General features: G+C 66.6%; 16 protein-coding genes and 1 rRNA gene. 7 read left to right on the forward strand and 10 right to left on the reverse strand.

Features of this window, described 5'->3' with window-relative positions; all coding sequences use genetic code 11:
- Positions 1 to 218: 218 nt before the first annotated feature.
- Positions 219 to 2,372 (forward strand): bacterio-opsin activator domain-containing protein, encoded by a 2,154-nt coding sequence (locus C492_RS17935; protein WP_008426220.1) that lies wholly within the window; start codon positions 219 to 221, stop codon positions 2,370 to 2,372.
- 110 nt (positions 2,373 to 2,482) lie between these two features.
- Complete coding sequence (locus C492_RS17940) at positions 2,483 to 3,151, forward strand: helix-turn-helix domain-containing protein (RefSeq protein ID WP_008426221.1); 669 nt, start codon at positions 2,483 to 2,485, stop codon at positions 3,149 to 3,151.
- A gap of 148 nt (positions 3,152 to 3,299) precedes the next feature.
- Here C492_RS17940 and C492_RS17945 read toward each other — a convergent pair whose 3' ends face one another.
- Together C492_RS17945 and C492_RS17950 are read right to left on the reverse strand one after the other, a co-directional pair.
- Positions 3,300 to 3,680 carry a hypothetical protein gene (locus C492_RS17945; RefSeq protein ID WP_008426222.1) on the reverse strand — a complete coding sequence of 127 codons (381 nt, stop codon included), beginning with the start codon at positions 3,678 to 3,680 and terminating at the stop codon, positions 3,300 to 3,302.
- Positions 3,677 to 4,537, reverse strand: a complete 861-nt coding sequence (locus C492_RS17950) for a ParA family protein (protein WP_008426223.1) — start codon at positions 4,535 to 4,537, stop codon at positions 3,677 to 3,679. Before C492_RS17950 ends, C492_RS17945 begins: the two co-directional genes overlap by 4 nt.
- Before the next feature lie 355 nt (positions 4,538 to 4,892).
- Between C492_RS17950 and C492_RS17955 the strand changes: the two genes are divergently transcribed.
- Positions 4,893 to 6,080: an MFS transporter gene (locus C492_RS17955; protein WP_049893175.1), complete on the forward strand. Its 1,188-nt coding sequence runs from the start codon at positions 4,893 to 4,895 to the stop codon at positions 6,078 to 6,080.
- 91 nt (positions 6,081 to 6,171) lie between these two features.
- The gene (locus C492_RS17960; protein ID WP_008426225.1) at positions 6,172 to 7,293 is read left to right on the forward strand and encodes an MBL fold metallo-hydrolase; all 1,122 of its coding nucleotides are present in this window, start codon (positions 6,172 to 6,174) and stop codon (positions 7,291 to 7,293) included.
- A 179-nt stretch (positions 7,294 to 7,472) separates the two neighbouring features.
- Here the strand turns inward: C492_RS17960 and C492_RS17965 are convergent, their stop codons facing one another.
- Positions 7,473 to 7,718, reverse strand: coding sequence for a glutathione S-transferase N-terminal domain-containing protein (locus C492_RS17965; RefSeq protein ID WP_008426226.1), 246 nt, complete (start codon positions 7,716 to 7,718; stop codon positions 7,473 to 7,475).
- A 60-nt stretch (positions 7,719 to 7,778) separates the two neighbouring features.
- Entirely contained in the window at positions 7,779 to 9,224 is a 1,446-nt protein-coding gene (locus C492_RS17970; RefSeq protein WP_008426227.1) for an NCS2 family permease, read from the reverse strand.
- Between the two features lie 160 nt (positions 9,225 to 9,384).
- On the opposite strand from C492_RS17970, the gene C492_RS17975 reads away from it, so the two are divergent.
- A complete protein-coding gene (locus C492_RS17975) occupies positions 9,385 to 10,047 on the forward strand; it encodes a potassium channel family protein (protein ID WP_008426228.1) in 663 nt (220 codons plus the stop codon).
- A gap of 131 nt (positions 10,048 to 10,178) precedes the next feature.
- Here C492_RS17975 and C492_RS17980 read toward each other — a convergent pair whose 3' ends face one another.
- Genes C492_RS17980 through C492_RS17990 form a run of 3 tightly spaced genes read right to left on the reverse strand, consistent with a single transcriptional unit; the run spans position 10,179 to position 13,116 of the window.
- Positions 10,179 to 11,219: a DNA methyltransferase gene (locus tag C492_RS17980; RefSeq protein WP_008426229.1), complete on the reverse strand. Its 1,041-nt coding sequence runs from the start codon at positions 11,217 to 11,219 to the stop codon at positions 10,179 to 10,181.
- A gap of 53 nt (positions 11,220 to 11,272) precedes the next feature.
- Positions 11,273 to 11,548 (reverse strand): DUF7513 family protein, encoded by a 276-nt coding sequence (locus C492_RS17985; protein WP_008426230.1) that lies wholly within the window; start codon positions 11,546 to 11,548, stop codon positions 11,273 to 11,275.
- Positions 11,545 to 13,116 carry a Na+/H+ antiporter NhaC family protein gene (locus C492_RS17990; RefSeq protein WP_008426231.1) on the reverse strand — a complete coding sequence of 524 codons (1,572 nt, stop codon included), beginning with the start codon at positions 13,114 to 13,116 and terminating at the stop codon, positions 11,545 to 11,547. Before C492_RS17990 ends, C492_RS17985 begins: the two co-directional genes overlap by 4 nt.
- Before the next feature lie 110 nt (positions 13,117 to 13,226).
- On the opposite strand from C492_RS17990, the gene C492_RS17995 reads away from it, so the two are divergent.
- Positions 13,227 to 14,219, forward strand: a complete 993-nt coding sequence (locus tag C492_RS17995; RefSeq protein WP_008426232.1) for a calcium/sodium antiporter — start codon at positions 13,227 to 13,229, stop codon at positions 14,217 to 14,219.
- 65 nt (positions 14,220 to 14,284) lie between these two features.
- A complete protein-coding gene (locus tag C492_RS18000; protein WP_008426233.1) occupies positions 14,285 to 15,289 on the forward strand; it encodes a glutathione S-transferase family protein in 1,005 nt (334 codons plus the stop codon).
- A gap of 4 nt (positions 15,290 to 15,293) precedes the next feature.
- Here the strand turns inward: C492_RS18000 and C492_RS18005 are convergent, their stop codons facing one another.
- The 3 genes from C492_RS18005 to rrf all read right to left on the reverse strand — a co-directional run.
- Positions 15,294 to 15,521: a DUF7535 family protein gene (locus C492_RS18005; RefSeq protein WP_008426235.1), complete on the reverse strand. Its 228-nt coding sequence runs from the start codon at positions 15,519 to 15,521 to the stop codon at positions 15,294 to 15,296.
- A gap of 46 nt (positions 15,522 to 15,567) precedes the next feature.
- Positions 15,568 to 16,368 carry an NAD-dependent epimerase/dehydratase family protein gene (locus C492_RS18010; RefSeq protein ID WP_008426237.1) on the reverse strand — a complete coding sequence of 267 codons (801 nt, stop codon included), beginning with the start codon at positions 16,366 to 16,368 and terminating at the stop codon, positions 15,568 to 15,570.
- A gap of 169 nt (positions 16,369 to 16,537) precedes the next feature.
- Positions 16,538 to 16,618: ribosomal RNA gene (gene rrf, locus C492_RS18015) — 5S ribosomal RNA — on the reverse strand; the annotation flags it as partial.

Here is a 16,618-nt window from a genome sequence, read left to right on the forward strand (position 1 = left end):
CCGTTCGCGATCCGCGCCGAAGTGGTCGTTTCTCGTCTCAGTTCTCATCATAGTAGCTGATACGTTACGAAAGGGCCCCTTCGACCGTAAGCGCGATACAAAAGTCCTTAGGTGCCGCTCCGGACAAAGCGGTGACGAGCGCGGTTCCGGAGACGGGTCCCAATTCGAGACTCCGTCGACGGGAGATTGATAGCGAGATAGCGCGGATCGTCGATCGAATGGAACCGCTGACCGACGCGCTTCGAGAGACGCTCGCGGTTTTCGGCGACTCCGGCGAGCCGCGAACGACGCCGGAGGTGGCCGAGCGACTCGATCTCGGGCGTCGAAGCGCGTACGATCGACTGGAACGGCTCGCGGAACGGGACCGCCTTCGCACGAAGAAGGTCGGCGCGAGCGCCCGCGTCTGGTGGCGACCGGAACCGCGATCGAAGACGGCTCCGGAACCCGGTCCGGAGCTCGAGGAGGCGATCACGCGGATCAGCGATGGGTTCTTCGCGGTCGACGAGGAGTGGCGACTCACCTACTTCAACGATGCGCACGCGTCGATGTTCGGTGGAACCCGGGCGGAGCTGCTGGGGGAGCGGCTGTGGGACGCCGCCCCCGAACTGGTCGGCACCGCCTTCGAAACCGCCTATCGCGAAGCCATGGAAACCCAGGAGCCGACCGCCGTCGAGGAGTACTACCCTCCGCTGGAGGGGTGGTTCCGGGATATCGTCCACCCCTCCCCGTCGGGGCTCTCGGTCTACTTCACCGATATCACGGAGCGAAAGGTTCGCGAGCGGACCCTGATGCGGTACGAGCGTATCGTCGAGACGGTCGACGACGGGATCTACGTCCTCGACGGCGACGGTCAATTCACCTTCGTCAACGATACGTTCGTCTCGATGACGGGGTACGACGACGACGACGAGTTGCTCGGCGCGTCCGCGGCGGTCGTGTTCGGGGAGGACTTCGGCGAGGAACGAGATGGAGCCGAGGCGGAGGATCCGAACGCCGTCGCCCCGGAGGGACGGTTACACGGCGCGGACGGGGAGTCGATCGCCGTCGAGAGCCGGGTCGGTCGACTCGAGTTGGCGGGCGGAGAGACGGGGCGGGTCGGCGTCGTCCGCGACGTCACCGACCGCGTCGAGTACGAGCGCGAACTCGAGCGCCAGCGCGAGCAGCTCGCGGCGGTGACCAGCCTCGGCGAGGTTGCAAACGAGATCACGCGTGCGATCGTCGGCCAGTCGACGCGCGAGGACGTCGAGACGACGGTCTGCGAGCACCTCGCCGACTCGGAGTCGTACCTGTTCGCCTGGATCGGCGACGTCGACGCCGCGACCCGGACCGTAACCCTTCGGGCCGAAGCCGGGGTCGAGGGATACCTCGACGACATCACGATCTCGATCGATCCGGACGACGACCGAAGCCGGGGGCCCACGGGCCGGGCGCTTCGACGCGGCGAGGTACAGACGACCCAGGAGCTCGAGACCGATTCCCGGTACGATCCCTGGCGGGACCACATCGAGTCGTACGACTTCCGGTCGTCCGCGGCGATACCGATCACTCACGAGGGAGTTCTCTACGGCGTGTTGAACGTCTACGCCGAGCGACCCCGGGCCTTCGAGGGACCGGAGGGGAAACGGATTACCCAGCTCGGCGAGATCGTCGGTCACGCGATCGCAGCTGCCGAGCGCAAGCGGACGCTGCTGAGCGACGACCTCGTCGAACTCGAGTTCCGGATCCAGGGCTTTCTCGAGACGCTCGGACTCGAGGCCGAGCCGACGGGATCGATCGCGTTCGACCACACCGTCCCGCTTGGGGACGGCGAGTTCCTCGTCTACGGGACCGCCGAGCGAGGCGCCGTCGACACGGTCCGCGAGATCGTCGACGCCCGTCCCGGCGACGGGGAGGTAACCGTCTACCCGGAGGCGACGCCGACGGGGTTCGTGCTTCGCGCGATCGATCCGCCGGTGCTTTCCGTCGTCGCGTCCCACGGCGGATACGTCGACGGCGCGTCGATCGTCGACGGGGAGTACCGGATGACCGTCCACCTGGCGCCGAGCGTCGACGTCCACCGGATCGTCGACACCATCGAGCGTGCCTACCCGGAGGCCGAACTGCGCTGTCACCGTCGGACGACCCGATCGGCTAGCGATCCGCGACCGGTTCAGCGCCGGCTCGCCACCGACCTCACGGACCGACAACACGCCGTTCTCTCCACCGCGTACTACGCGGGCTTTTTCGAGTGGCCGCGGGAGACGTCCGGCACCGAACTCGCCGAGTCGCTCGACGTCGCGCCGTCGACGCTCCACCAGCACCTCAGAACGGCCGAACGGAAGATCCTCGACTCGCTGTTCTCGTCGCCGGACGAGCCGCTCGACGATGCGTAAACGCAAACGTTTGCGAAAACGATTCCGCCGACGCGACCGCCGTCGCGACCCGCCGGTTCCGCGAACGGAGAGTTCGACGCACCCAAGACGGTTCGCTTCGAGGGGGAGGTATGGGAGGGACAGTCGCGGAGATCGAGCTCTCGCCGGCGGAGTTCGTCCTCGAGGAGACGATCGAGGCCGTCGACGGGCTCGAGTGCGAGGTCGAACGGGTCGTCGCGAACGCCGACGGCGAAGTGATGCCGTTTCTCTGGGTCGACGCGCCCGATCTCGAGGGAATCGACGAGGCGCTCGAAGGCGACGAGACCGTCGACAACGTGGAGTTGCTCGCCGACGTCGACGGCGAACGGCTCTACCGAATGGGCTGGGTTCGTCGGGTCGACGCGCTCGTCCAGATGCTCGTCGAGGAGGAGGGCACCGTGCTCTCGGCGGTCGGCGACGCCGACGGCTGGCAGTTCCGGCTGCTGTTTCCGGACCGTGACAGCCTCTCGCGAACGAACGATTACTGTCGGTCGAACGGGATCAGGTTCCAGCTCCACTCGATCTACAGCCTCGAGGAGGGCCGACAGGGGCGGTTCGGTCTCACCGACGACCAGCAGGACACCCTGGAGATCGCGTTCGAACGGGGCTACTACGAGATCCCCCGCGAGGCGGACATGATGGCACTGGCCGACGAGCTGGATATCTCCCACCAGGCGCTCTCGGAACGACTCCGGCGAGCCCACCGGAGCCTCGTCCAGAACACCGTCGTCATCGGTCGGGAGGGCAGACCGGACGGGTGAGGGTCGGGCAATCATCAATCGAAATGTAGTTTATCGCGGACCGCAGACGACCGAGGAGGAGTCCCGGGCGGAGGGAGGTTCGGGTCGTCGCGTTCGCGGGCCTCGTATTCGAAAGCGCAAACGCAGGCGAAAACGCAAACGAAAACGACTAGAGATTTCGCTGGGCGTGACGTCCGACCGCGTCGCCGAGCTGTTCGGTTTTCTCGGGTGTCGCCGTCTCGAGCCCGACGCGGACGGCCAGGCGGACGATCTCGCTGCGGTCGAACTCCTCGGAGCGCTCGCGGCCCAGCGAGGACTCGAGCGCGTTGCCGACTGCGGTCATCTCGGCGTCGTCCTCGTCGAGGGCGGCCAGCAGCGCCGCCACGTGCTGGTCGCGGACGGCGACGGTTTTCGGCCGGTCGCCGTCGTCGACGGCCTCGAGCGCGTCGACGAGCGCGTCGACGAACGCCGAGTCGGCCTCGGTTCTGATCTCGTCGTTTCGATCGCCCCGTTCGGTCCGCTTGCGCAGCTCCTCGAGGTCGTCGCTCATCGGGACTCACCCAGCCGCTGTCGCAGTTCCGACGCGCCCTCGAGGAAGGCCTCCCGGGCGCGCTCGGCGGTTCCAGAGGGTTCCTCGAGGGCGAACACGGTCTGGCCCTCGTCGGCGGCGTTCCGGACGTCCTGGCTCGCGGGGACGTGAGCCGGGGCGATCGCGCCCGCGTACTCCTCGTCGAACCCCTCGAGGTACTCGGTGGCGAGTTTCGTCCGGGTGTCGACCTTGTTCGGCAGGATCATCGCGAGGTCGACGTCGACGCCGAACTGGTCGTCGATCTTCTCGAGGTCCCGATCCAGCGCCGCCGCCTGCTCGCTCTCGAAGGGCCCCATCTCGACGGGCGCGACGACGTTGCGCGTCGCCCACAGTCCGTTGTACGTGACGTTGTTCGTCAGTCCCGGCAGGTCGATGAGGACGGTGTCGTACCGACCGTCGATGTACTCGTCGAGGAAGCGCTCGAGTCTGGAGTATCGCTCCCGGGCGTCGTCGATGTTGCCCAGATCCGCGTCCAGCGAGTCGAGCCCGGGGTGGGCGGGGATCAGGTCGACGCCCTCGTCGGTCTCGACGATCAGGCTCTCGACGGCCGCGTCGCCGAGCTTCGAGGCGATCTGGTCCCACTCCTCGGCGAACACCGTCGAGATGTTCGGCCAGTCGTCGTCCGCCTCGATCTCCTCCTGGACCGCCGACCAGACGCCGAAGTGTTTCGCCAGGTCGCCCTGCTTGCCCGCGAGGTCGATGAGCAGGACGTCCTCGCCCGTTTCGGCGAGTGCGACGCCGAGGTGGGCCGCCGAAGTCGTCTTTCCGGTACCGCCCTTGTCGAGAAAGGTCGCGGCTCGGTTGGTGCTGACTGCCATCTACGTATCCGTTTGCGCAAGCGTTTGCACATAATATAAAAGCTCGTCAGACGGTCACGGAATCGTACGGCGGCGACCCGCGCTGGGTCGGTCGCACCGACGGAGTGGATCCGACCGCCGTTCGAGCGGCCGACGGGACTCTCCCGTCGGCCGGTACGAGGTCGATCGCGTACCGTCCCGATCGTCTCCGACTCGAGGAGGGAATCCACGATAAATCGAGTACTGCTATACCGAATCGATGGCGCGGCCGACGTGCGAACTGGCCCGCCGACGAGGTCTCGGCTCGAGGACCGCCTCTCGCGTCGCGCGTCGAGTCGGTTCCGCTAAGTGTGCGGACGCGCTTTCACCGGACAGATTGAGCAGGATTTCGACACGCTGGCGGTACCGGGAGACGGTGCTGGCGCTGTGTACGCTCGCGTTCTTCGTCACGATGGTCGGGCGGCTGGCGATCAGCCCGATCATCCCCGACGTCGTCGAGACGTTCGGGGTCTCGAACGCGGCCGTCGGGCTCTCGCTGAGCGGGATGTGGCTCGCCTACGGGCTCTCCCAGTACCCCAGCGGGATCCTGGCCGATCGCTACGGCGAGCGACGGATCGTGCTGATCGCCGTCGGCGGCTCGACGCTGGCGGCGCTGGCCGTCTCGATCACGCCCGCGTTCGCCCCGTTTTTCCTCGCGACGGTGCTGCTCGGAGCGGTCGCGGGGCTGCACTACAGCGTCGCGACGACGCTGCTCGCTCGCACCTACGACAACGTCGGGACCGCCGTCGGCGTCCACAACACCGGGGCGACGATCGCCGGGCTGGTCACTCCCGTCGCCGTCGCCTGGTTGGCGGTTCGGTTCGGCTGGCGGATCGCCGTCGCCGCCGTCGCGCTGATCGGAATTCCGTCGACGGTGCTGTTCGCCCGGAAGGTCCGTCCCACGGCGCCGCGTCGGCCGGAGACGCCGCTGCGCGATCGGCTGCGGGTCGCACCCGCCCTCGAACTCCTCTCGCGGCCGCCGATCGCGTTCACGCTGGTCGTCGCGATCGTCAGCGAGTTCGCCTGGCAGGGAGTCGCCTCCTTTCTCCCGACGTTTCTCATCGAGTACCAGGATGCGTCCACGCCCCTCGCGGGAGCGCTGTTCTCGACGTACTTCGTCGTGCAGGGCCTCGCCCAGATCGGCGTCGGCGCCCTCTCCGATCGGATCGGTCGAGACCGGGCGATCGCGGCCTGTATGCTCGCCGGCGTCGGCGGGTTCGGCGTCCTGATCGCAACGTCGAACGCCCCGTCGATCGTCGCGGGGATCGTCCTCGTCGGCATCGGAATGAGCTTCGGGGCGGCGCTGATGCCCCGGTTCCTTCGAGAGCTCTCCGCGGAGGAACAGAACGCCGGGTTCGGGCTCGTCCGCACCGTCTACATGATCGTCGCCGCGCTCGGCTCGGTCGTCGTCGGCGCCCTCGCGGACCTGTTCGGCTGGGCGGTTTCCTTCGGCTTTCTCGCTACCCTGCTCGCCGGGGTCGTCCTGGCGCTGACGATCAACTCGCTGTTCGAACTCGAGTACTGATCCGACGCCGTCTCGCCTCGAGTCGGCTTGCTCCCTCGGTTGCGGGTTCGTGCAACGAGTTTAATAGCCGTCGTGTACGATATTGTGTCGTATGAGCAACACCGGATTCGATCCCGCGGAGGTCGCCCGTCGCATCGACGAGGACGACGAGGACCTGTTCGTCCTCGACGTCCGCAACGAGGACGACTACGAGGAGTGGCGGATCGAAGGGAGCACGAACCTCCCGATCTACGACGAGCTACTCGAGCACGACTTCTCCACGCTCGAGGAGCACCTCGACGACCTCCCCGAGGACCGGGAGATCGCGGTCGTCTGCATCGCCGGGATCACGTCGGCCCGGGCCGCGGCGTTCCTCCGCGACCGGGGGTTCGACGCGGAGTCGATCGACGACGGGATGAACGGGTGGGGTCGGGTTCACCGCAGCTTCGAGATCGACGGCGTCGACGGCGTCGTCCAGATCGTCCGTCCCGGCACGGGCTGTGTCTCCTATCTCGTCCACGACGGAACGGCGGCCGTCGTCGTCGATCCGAGCCAGTACGTCGACTACTACCTGAGCGAGGCCGACGAACGGGACCTCGAGATCGTCGGCGTAGCCGACACCCACGCCCACGCCGATCACGTCTCGGGCGCGCGTCGGCTCGCCGGCGAGCTCGACGCCCCCTACTACCTGCACGGGGACGACGCCGGCGACCTCGAGCGACTCACGACCCTCGAGGACGGCGACACCGTCCCGGTCGGGGACCGATCGCTCGAGGTCGTCCACACGCCGGGCCACACGCCCGGGAGCGTCTCGTTTACGTTCGGCGACGCGTTGCTGTCCGGGGATACGCTGTTTCTCCGCAGCGTCGGCCGCCCCGACCTCGAGGACGGCGACGAGGACGCGATCCGAGAGGCCTCGAGTCGGCTGTTCGACAGCCTCGATCGGCTAACCGAACTCGAGGGCGATCGAGTCGTCCTGCCCGGCCACTTCAGCGACGAGTCGATCCGACCGCTGGCGACCGGCCTCGGGGAGCTCCGCGAGGAGACCACGAACGAGCTGCTGGGTTACGTCGAGGAGGGCGACGAGGAGGCGTTCGTCGAGACGATCGTCGAGAGCCTGGCCGACGAGCCGGCGAACTACAACGAGATCAAGCAGATCAACTGGGGGAAGCGCCAGCCCGGCGACGACGTCGAGGAGCTGGAGCTGGGACCGAACAACTGCGCGGCGAACTGACGCGGTCGAACGGTATCGACGGCCGGTAGCCACCCCTCGCTTTCGCTTCTCGCACGAGTGTGGTCGACACTCTCGAGACGGCGCCCGAAACGGCGTGACGGAGAAGACGGTTCGACCTCGCCGCGGTACGGACCAGTACCCTCAGTGAGGGACGCCCACGGCTGAACTCCTGGGAGTAGTCACGCGTACGTTTCCTCGAGGTAGTCGACGATGTCGTCGCTCTCGTGCATTCCCTCGACGCCCTCGGACTCGTCGGTAATCACCGGGACCCCGGTCTGGCCGCTGACGCGTTCGACCTCGGTGCGTTCCTCGCGGGAGCGGGGCACCTCGATCACGTCGTAGTCGAGCTCGAGCTCGTCGAGTTTCGTTCGAACCTTCGCACAGAACGGACACCCTGGCAGCTCGTACAGCGTGATATCGGACACGCACGGGAGTACCGGCGGAGGCCGTATGAGCGCACCGGTCGGCCCCGCGGTTGCCGGAACCTAGAACGCGAGCATCCCCGCGTCGGTCGCGAAGTACGCCCCGAAGTAGAGCACGAACGCGACCGCGAGCGCCCACTGGCCGGGCGAGACGTCCTCGCGCTCGCCCGTCGACGTCTTGATCAGCGGGTAGCTCATGATCCCGGCGGCGAGGCCGTTCGCGATCGAGGCCGTCAGCGGCATGATCGTGATCGTCAGGCCGGCCGAGATCGACCAGGCGGGATCCTGCCAGTCGATGTCGGTGACGCCCTGAAGCATGATGATCCCGACGACGACCAGCGCCAGGTACGTCGCGTACTGCGGGATCGCCGCCATCAGGGGAACGATCAGCAGCGACAGGGTGAACAGCCCGGCGACGACGAAGGCGGTGAATCCGGTTCGGCCGCCCTCCTCGAGCCCCGCGGAGGACTCGATGAACGTCGTCACGGTCGAGGTGCCGATCATCGCGCCGACGGTGGTGCCGACCGCGTCGGCCATCAGCGGTTTCTCCATCTCGGGGAGGTTCCCCTCCTCGTCGAGGAAGCCGCCGATCTGGGAGACGCCGATCAGCGTCCCCGCCGTGTCGAAGAAGTCGACGAAGAAGAACGTAAAGACGACGAGCGCGAAGACGAGCGGCTCCTCGGTGACCATGCCGAGTCCGTCGACGAACCCGTAGACGAGGGGCGTGAAGTCGTACTGGACGGTGGCGAGCAACTCGAGGACGCCGCCGAGCCCCTCGTTCGTGAACAGTTCGTACTCGTTTTCGGGCGCGAGCGACCCGGGTGCGACGACGCCGACTAGAGTGAGCACCCAGCCGGCGACGGCCGTCGAGACGATGCCCGCGACGATCGCTCCCCGGACCCCCCGGGCGTGGAGCGCGAAGGTCACCGCGAGACCGGCGATCGAGAGCGCGGCGACGGGACTCGTCGCGACGTTGCCGAGGTACACCAGCGTCTCGGGGTCGGCGACGACCAGTTGCATCTCCTGTAGGCCCAGGAAGAGCAGGTAGACGCCGATACCCGCCCCGACGGCGAACTTGACGGGTTCGGGGAACAGTTCGATGACGTACCGGCGCGCGCCGACGGCCGTCAGCAGGATGAAGACGATCCCCTCGACGAACACCGCCGCGAGGGCGACCTCCCACGGGACGCCGAGCCCGATAACGACGGTAAACGCGAAGAAGGCGTTCAGCCCCATTCCGGGGGCGAGTCCGAACGGCCTGTTCGCCCAGAACGCCATCACCAGCGTCCCGACGATCGACGCGAGGATCGTCGCGACCGCGATCATCTGGAAGACCTCCCCGCTGCCGTACCCCTCGATCTCGATCGCCTCGCTCAGGATCGCCGGGTTGACGACGATGATGTACGACATCGCCAGAAACGTCGTCAGACCTGCGATCGCCTCCGTCTCGAGGTCGGTATCGTACTCGTCGAATCCGAAGTACTCCGCGATCCGTTCGGAAACCCCCATGTTGGATGCTCGAGCATACCCATACCGTTCAGTTAAACGTTCCCGTCTTCGATCGGGGATAGCTATGCAAATATATGGGTAAATCGTGCGCGACTCGGCGGGGATCCGCCGCGAGCGATCGAACGAACGTATTTGTCCCCCGAGCACGTATCCGACCACCATGCGATTTGTCATCGTGGGATACGGACGGGTCGGCTCGCACGTGGCGCGAATACTCGTCGAAGAGGGCCACGAACTCGTCGTCGTCGACGACGACCCCGACCGAACCGACCGCGCCGCGACCGACGGGTTCGACACCGTAACGGGCGACGGCGCCGACGAGGACGTGTTGCTCGCGGCGCGGATCGACGAGGCGGACGCGGTCGGGGCCTTCACCCCGGATCTCAACGTCAACTTCGCGGCCTGTATGGTCGGCAACCACCACGACTGTCGGACCGTGTTGCGGATCGACGAGGACTACCGGGAGGACATCTACGAGAAGTACGCCGAGGACGTCGACGACATCATCTACCCGGAACGCCTCGGCGCGGCGGGCGCGAAGACGGCCATGCTCGGGGGCGATTTCAACGTCGTCACCGACCTCGCCGCGAACCTCCAGCTGACCGTCCTCGAAATCCGGGAGGGTTCCCCCGCGGTCGGCAAGCGGATGAGCGAACTCGACCTGCCGGAGTCGGCGCGGATCTACGCCCACGGCCGCGCCCGCGAGGCGCTGACGATTCCGCTCCCGGGGACCGAACTCGAGGTCGGCGACGAAGTCGCCGTCGTCGCCGAAACCGAACGCGTCGACGAGCTCCGAGCGGCGCTGCTGCCGGCGTCGGCCTGAGCGAAAAAACGGCGGCGCAGAGAGCCGTGGACGCGCTCGAGATGGGATGGGGTATCTATCGGCGCGTCCGTCGTATCCGACGACGGTTTCGCCAATAAAACCACGTCAGACGGGCGGCTGACGCGGTCGAACTACCGCCCCTCGAGCCGGAAGACGAGCACGTTCTGGTGGACCATCGAGGGGACAAAGGAGAACGGGTAGCCGTAGACGTGGAGGTCCTTCGTCGGGTCGTACCAGACGAAATTCGCCGCGAGAGTCAGCGGCGCGGCCGACTCGATCGCCCGCGCCAGTTCCGCCGAGAGGAACTCGTAGGACTGGTCGCGGTACATATCGCCGATGAAGACGACGACGTGTCCCTCCGGGGAGACGGCCTCGGCGAACCGCTCGAACTTCCCGGCCATGTCCTCGAGCCACTCCGCTTTGGTTCGGGTCGGGCTCGAGGTCTCCGAACTTTCCTCGACCGTTCCGTCGTCGCTCGCGTCGAACGCGCCGAGTTTGCTCTCGCGGGTCTCGTGTTCGTTTCGGGTCTGCTCGAGTTCGTCCATGCGCCAGTAGGGGACGTCGGTCAACAGCAACTCGACGCCGTCGGCGGGAACGTCCTCGATCAGGTCGGCGCAGTCGCCGTGGCGCATGTCCTGGCTCGCGAGAGGCGCCTCGCCGCGGGCCCGACGGTCCTCGTTCTCGCGCTCGAGGACCGTCGCGTAGAGGTCGACCCAGCGTTCGTTGCGTTCGAAGCCGATCGCCTCCCGGCGTCCGGTCCCCTCGTGTTCGCAGAGACTCGCCCCGAGCAAGGTGCCGCCGACGCCGGCGAACGGATCCAGCACCGTATCCCCGGCCTTGCTGAACCGCCCGATCAGGTCTGCACAGAGCCGCGGGGGTTTCTGGCCACCGTGTTCGCTTCGCAGGTCGTGTTGGACGTCCGGCGGGTAGCCCTCGTCGATGACCGACTTCGTGGCGTACTTCCACTCCCTGCCGGTGAGGTCGTTGACGCGGTTTCGCTCGTCGTAGACGCCCCGCCCCTCGACGTAGCGCTGGTGGTCGGCGAGCTCGTCGGTGTCGATCACCTCGCCGTCCTCGATCGGAAGCGCCTCCTCCTGTGCGCGCTCGACGTCGAACGCGCCGTCGTCGTCGGTTACGAGCCGGCTCTGTCGGTGTCGGTCCCCGTCGGCCATAGCACGTCCTCGAGTGCTCGCTCGGGTAACTTAAAAGCGCGTTCCGCGGGCGGTCAGCTGGTGTAGGAGCTCTCGCCGACGACCTCGAGGAACTCGCCGCGGCCGGTCGACGACGACTCGTCGAACTCGGTCACGCGGACGCGGACGCGTTTCTCGACCGTCTCCGGTCCCGCCCCCTCGACGATCAGGTGCGTGTCGCCGACGTAGACGTGACCCTCGGTCGCGCTGTTCGACTCCGCGACGAAGACCTCGATCACGTCGCCCTTCTCGAGCGACGGGGTCGTGTCGCGGAATCGCCATCCCTTGAAGTACTTCCCTAGGAGACTCATACCCGTGCCACCTCCTCGCTCTCGCGGTCGATAATGTACTCGCGGCCGAAGCCGGTGAGCGCCGCGATCACGAAGACGGCGACCAGCAGCCACCCCTGAAAGACGAACGGGACGACGTCGATCGGCGTCACGAGCATGTCCGCGGTGAACCAGTCGTACTCGCCGGGCAGTTCCTGCATCGCCGAGTAACCCGCGAGGACCCCGCCCGACCACGGGAAGATGTAGCCCAGCGCGGCCGTCTGGCCGTCCAGGATGTTCGCCCGTCGGTACCCGTTCAGGTTGAACCGCTCGCCGATCTTCGAGATGTAGGGACCGATCGCGACCTCGGCGGCCGTGTTGATCGTGATGACGGCGTTGATAAGCGCCGCGGAGCCGACCATGGTGAGTTCGGCGTTGCGGACGTTCGTCGCGAGGTTGTCGATCGACCAGTCGAGAATCGCCTGGAACGCGCCGCCGCGGATCATGATCTGGGCCGCGGCGATGATCAACAACACGAGGATCGCCAGCTCGAAAAAGCCCGCCGCGCCGTTGATCAGGCTCCCGCCGACGCCGACCGCGTCGGGATCCTCGACGACGGTGAGGATCGGGAGGAACTCGAGGGACTCGCCCAGCGGGGCGTCGGTGGGCGCGTTGAACATGACGATGTCGCCCAGCGAGAGCAGTCCCAGCGCGAGGCCGGAGACCGCGGCGACGACGATCCCCCAGGAGATGGCCTCGACGATGTGACGGCCGGCGACGGCTGTCCCGATCACGACGCCCATCGAGAGCAGGTGGATCAGTCCGATCGGTTCGCTCTCGGCGATCAGGATCTGGCGGGCGTTGCCGCCGATCCCGAGACCGCCCATAAACTGGCCGGCGACGAGGTAGCCGGCGAGCGCCACGACCGCGGCGACGATCACGTACTTGAATCGGGAGGCGACGACGCCGCCGATATCCGAATCCTGCGTGACGGCGCTGACGATCGTCGTGTCGCTGACCGGTGCGAGGTTGTCGCCGAAGATCGACCCCGAGAGGATCGCCCCGAACAGGAGGACCGGATTCGCACCGAGCAACAGTCCCGCCGGGAAAAACAGCGTGACGAACGCGATCGCGGAACCGTACCCCGTCCCGATCCCGGTGGTAAACAGCGCCGAGAGGACGAACGTGACCGCGGGGAACAGCGCCGCGCCGATCCCGCCGGCGTCGGCCAGCCAGACTAGTCCGTCGACGAAACCCCCGTCCTGGAGTAGCTGGGCGAACATTCCGGCCCAGATCCAGGCGACGATCGCCGTCACTGCGACGGGCTGGGTCATCCCCTCGAAGATCGTGTTCGCGTACGTCTTCCAGTCTCCGCGGACGAAGAACATCCCGAAGATCAGGCCGAGCAGGATCCCCACGACCAGCCCGCCCTCGTCGGAGATCCGCCAGAACGCCGTCTGGACAATCGCCCAGACGATGAAAAAGGCGATCGGGAACGCGCTCATTCCCCGACCTCCGTAGAACGAAATTCGCGGCTCGTCGTCGTCAGTCCCCTGAACGAACGACTCGCTCGGATCCGACTCGCTCGACCCGCCGTTGTCAGTGCTCATCGTAACACACGACAGTACTATCCGAACTGTGAGAGATAAATGTTACCGACTGATAGCCGAACTGGCTCTCTCGCTGTAAGCTTTTGTGGTTCTTCCACGATGGGGATACTGTGTCGACGCTCCTCGGACCCGCCCTCGTCCTCGTGGCCGCGACCGTCGGACTCTGGTTCGGTGCGCGATGGCTCGTCGATGCCGCCTCGAGTCTCGCGGGCGCGGCCGGCGTCTCCCCGCTCGTGATCGGACTCACGGTCGTCGCGTTCGGGACCTCCGCACCGGAGCTGGCCGTCTCGACCGTCGCCGCGCTCGAGGGCACCGGCGACGTCGCCGTGGGCAACGTCGTCGGCTCGAACGTGTTCAATCTCGGCATCGTTCTGGGGATCGTCGCGCTGTTGCGACCGTTTCGAGTCTCCCAGACGCTCGTTCGGCGGGACGCGGTCGCGATGGCCGCGGCGACCGCGATCGCAACGGTAATTCTCGCGAACCGCGTCGTCTCGCGACCCGAAGGGGCGTTTCTGATCGTCCTCCTCGTCGGCTACACGGTCGGACTCGCGATCGACGCACACCGACAGCGGACGGTCGAGAATCCGTCCGCGGACGACGGCGGTGAGTTCGAGACGGCCCGCGATCGCACACCGCTCGATCCGTCCGAACCGCCGGTTCGATTCGGGCTCGAGATCGGCCGACTCCTTGTGGGGCTCGCCCTGGTCGTCGGTGGCGGACGCGCGCTCGTGGGCGCGGCGACGACGATCGGACTCGCGGTCGGGATCTCGGAATGGACCATCGGCGTGACGGTCGTCGCCGCGGGTACCTCGCTCCCGGAACTCGTCACGTCGGTCGTCGCGGTGCGTCGCGAGGCGGTCGCCATCGCCGCCGGCAACGTCGTCGGCTCCAACGTCTTCAACCTCCTGGGCGTGCTTGGCGTCTCGGCGACGATTCGTCCCACGGTAGTCGATCCCGCCGTTCCGGCGAGCCTCGTCTGGCTGGGCGTGATAACCGCCGCTGCGACCGTCGTGCTGGCGACGGGGAGGCGTTTGACGCGACTCGAGGGGCTGTTCCTCCTCGCGTTCGCGATCTGTTACTGGGCCGCGAGCGCGGTGGCCTGAGGCGGGGTTCGGGTGACGTCGATGTTAGCGCGGGCCTTTGTAGCCCCCGGCACGTACGTCGAGACATGAACACGCTCGTCGACGGCGAGTGGCGCACCGACGCGTACGAAACGACCAGCGACGACGGCTCCTTCGAGCGCCAGGAGACGACGTTTCGCGACCGGGTTCGGGACGATCCCGACGCCGAGTTCCAGCCCGAGGACGGGCGATACCACCTCTACGTCTCCTACGCCTGCCCGTGGGCCCACCGGACGCTCGTAACGCGGGCGCTGAAGGGACTCGAGGAGGCGATCTCGGTCTCGGTCGTCGATCCGTACCGCGACGAGGACGGCTGGCAGTTCACGCCCGAGAAGGACGGCTGCACGCGCGATCACGTCCACGGAGTCGACTACCTCCGGAAGCTGTACGTCCGTGCGGACCCGGACGTCACCGCTCGCGTGACGGTACCGGTACTGTGGGACAAACGGGAGAACACCATCGTCAACAACGAGTCCAGAGAGATCATGCGGATGCTCGACACCGAGTTCGACGAGTACGGCTCGCGAGACGTCGATCTCTATCCCGAAGGGTACCGGGAGGAAATCGACCGCATCATCGACTCTATCTACGAACCGATCAACAACGGCGTCTATCGGGCGGGCTTCGCGACCGAGCAGGACCCCTACGACGCGGCGATCGACGATCTCTTCTCCGCGCTCGAGCACTGGAACGACGTCCTCGCGGAGCAACGGTACCTCGCCGGCGATCGCCTGACCGAGGCGGATATCGCGATGTTCACGACCCTCGTTCGGTTCGACAACGTCTATCACACACACTTTATGTGCAACGTCAGGCAGATCCGCGACTACGAGAACCTCTGGCCGTACCTGCGAGACCTGTACCAGACGCCGGGCGTCGCCGATACCGTCCGTATGGACCACATCACGGAACACTACTACACGACTCACCCCGACGTGAACCCACACCGGATCGTCGCCCGCGGTCCGGATCCTGAGTTCGACGCTCCGCACGACCGGGACGAACATCCGGGGTCGCCGCCGGCCGATCTCGAGGCGGCGCGCGCCGACTAGCTCGTTAGGAGCCGCTCGGGGGGCGCTCCGATTCGCGACCGCGACGCCACTGTTCGAAACTGTGCTCCTCCTCGTTCTCGGCGAACAGCACCCGCCAGACGAGCCAGGCGAGGGCCAGCACTGGCACTGCCGGCAGGAGCACGAGAACGATGAGTAACGCGACGATGTACCCGAACAGCGACATCTGACTGTTCGGTCCGTAGCCCGTCGACTCGGACACCTTGATCGACATACGTCGGAGTATACCCGTTCTAGTATTCGGTCTTTCGGTCGAGCGATCAGCCCGTCTCGAGCCCGTCGCGCGAGTCCCCACCGTCGTCCAGAACCGCCGCCGCGTCGTCCCGCGGTCGGTAGTCGAGTTCGAGCATCGTCTCCGTCAACGAGAGGAACCGCTCGCTGTTTCGAGAGATCCCGTGTGCGGTCATCGGCGTCTCCGACAGCGATCGCACCGCTGCCGCGCGGACGACGCGCTGGCAGTCACCGGGACTGAGCCACATCGCACGAGCGTACCGCTCGCCGGCTCCGTCGCGGTTCGCGACCGTCTCCCTGAGTTCGTCGCGGGTCAGCAACCACCCGATCCGAAGGTTGACCACGTCCAGCCCGTGTCGGTTCGCGTAGTACTGACCCATCGCCTCCCCGAAAACCTTCGTGACCCCGTAGTAGGTATCGGGATCGGGCCGTTCGTTCGGCCGAACGACGACCGGTTGACCGCTGGTCGATTCCGGCCGCGTCGGCGAGACGGTGTTTCCCATGTTGACCGCGTGGTTCGAACTCGCGAACACGACCCGCTCCAGGCCGTGTTCGACCGCGGCCGCGTACACGTTGTAGACGCCCTCGACGTTCGGTCCGGAAACCGCGTCCCACTCCGCACGAGGATCCGGATTCGCCGCGAGGTGGATCGCGACGTCCTGTCCCTCGAGCGCGTCGGCCACCGCGTCTCGGTCGGCGATCTCGATCGGCGTCGTCTCGAGATCCTCGGACTCGCTGTGAGAGAACAACGTCAGATCGGCGTCCGAGAACGCCTCGATCGCTTGTCTTCCGACGTTTCCGGACGCGCCAGTGATCGCGATGTTCGTCATACCGCCCGTAACTCGGCCTGATTGAAATAGGAGGGGCCAGCGCGTTCCAGCCCGATCCGCTCCTGATCGGAGCGAGGTGTGTCCTCGAGCGCCAAAGACGACGCGGACTTGCAGTAAATACAGAAAGCCCACACAGCAGGCGCTGTGCGGGCTGAAATTGAGTATGAGTGGTGGGCGGCGAATCGGTGTTTCCAGAGGGTCTCCCACTCCAGTACTTGCCGAAACGCAGGCGAGCTTATCTTCCGTGTTC

It is taken from the genome of Natronococcus jeotgali DSM 18795, assembly GCF_000337695.1.
Lineage (GTDB): Archaea > Halobacteriota > Halobacteria > Halobacteriales > Natrialbaceae > Natronococcus > Natronococcus jeotgali.

Excerpts from the sequence above, each read along its gene's own strand:
- C492_RS17935 (WP_008426220.1), top strand. The coding sequence starts at position 219 with ATGGAACCGCTGACCGACGCGCTTCGAGAGACGCTCGCGGTTTTCGGC.
- C492_RS17940 (WP_008426221.1), top strand. The coding sequence starts at position 2,483 with ATGGGAGGGACAGTCGCGGAGATCGAGCTCTCGCCGGCGGAGTTCGTC.
- C492_RS17945 (WP_008426222.1), bottom strand. The coding sequence starts at position 3,680 with ATGAGCGACGACCTCGAGGAGCTGCGCAAGCGGACCGAACGGGGCGAT.
- C492_RS17950 (WP_008426223.1), bottom strand. The coding sequence starts at position 4,537 with ATGGCAGTCAGCACCAACCGAGCCGCGACCTTTCTCGACAAGGGCGGT.
- C492_RS17960 (WP_008426225.1), top strand. The coding sequence starts at position 6,172 with ATGAGCAACACCGGATTCGATCCCGCGGAGGTCGCCCGTCGCATCGAC.
- C492_RS17970 (WP_008426227.1), bottom strand. The coding sequence starts at position 9,224 with ATGGGGGTTTCCGAACGGATCGCGGAGTACTTCGGATTCGACGAGTAC.
- C492_RS17975 (WP_008426228.1), top strand. The coding sequence starts at position 9,385 with ATGCGATTTGTCATCGTGGGATACGGACGGGTCGGCTCGCACGTGGCG.
- C492_RS17980 (WP_008426229.1), bottom strand. The coding sequence starts at position 11,219 with ATGGCCGACGGGGACCGACACCGACAGAGCCGGCTCGTAACCGACGAC.
- C492_RS17985 (WP_008426230.1), bottom strand. The coding sequence starts at position 11,548 with ATGAGTCTCCTAGGGAAGTACTTCAAGGGATGGCGATTCCGCGACACG.
- C492_RS17990 (WP_008426231.1), bottom strand. The coding sequence starts at position 13,116 with ATGAGCACTGACAACGGCGGGTCGAGCGAGTCGGATCCGAGCGAGTCG.
- C492_RS18000 (WP_008426233.1), top strand. The coding sequence starts at position 14,285 with ATGAACACGCTCGTCGACGGCGAGTGGCGCACCGACGCGTACGAAACG.
- C492_RS18005 (WP_008426235.1), bottom strand. The coding sequence starts at position 15,521 with ATGTCGATCAAGGTGTCCGAGTCGACGGGCTACGGACCGAACAGTCAG.
- C492_RS18010 (WP_008426237.1), bottom strand. The coding sequence starts at position 16,368 with ATGACGAACATCGCGATCACTGGCGCGTCCGGAAACGTCGGAAGACAA.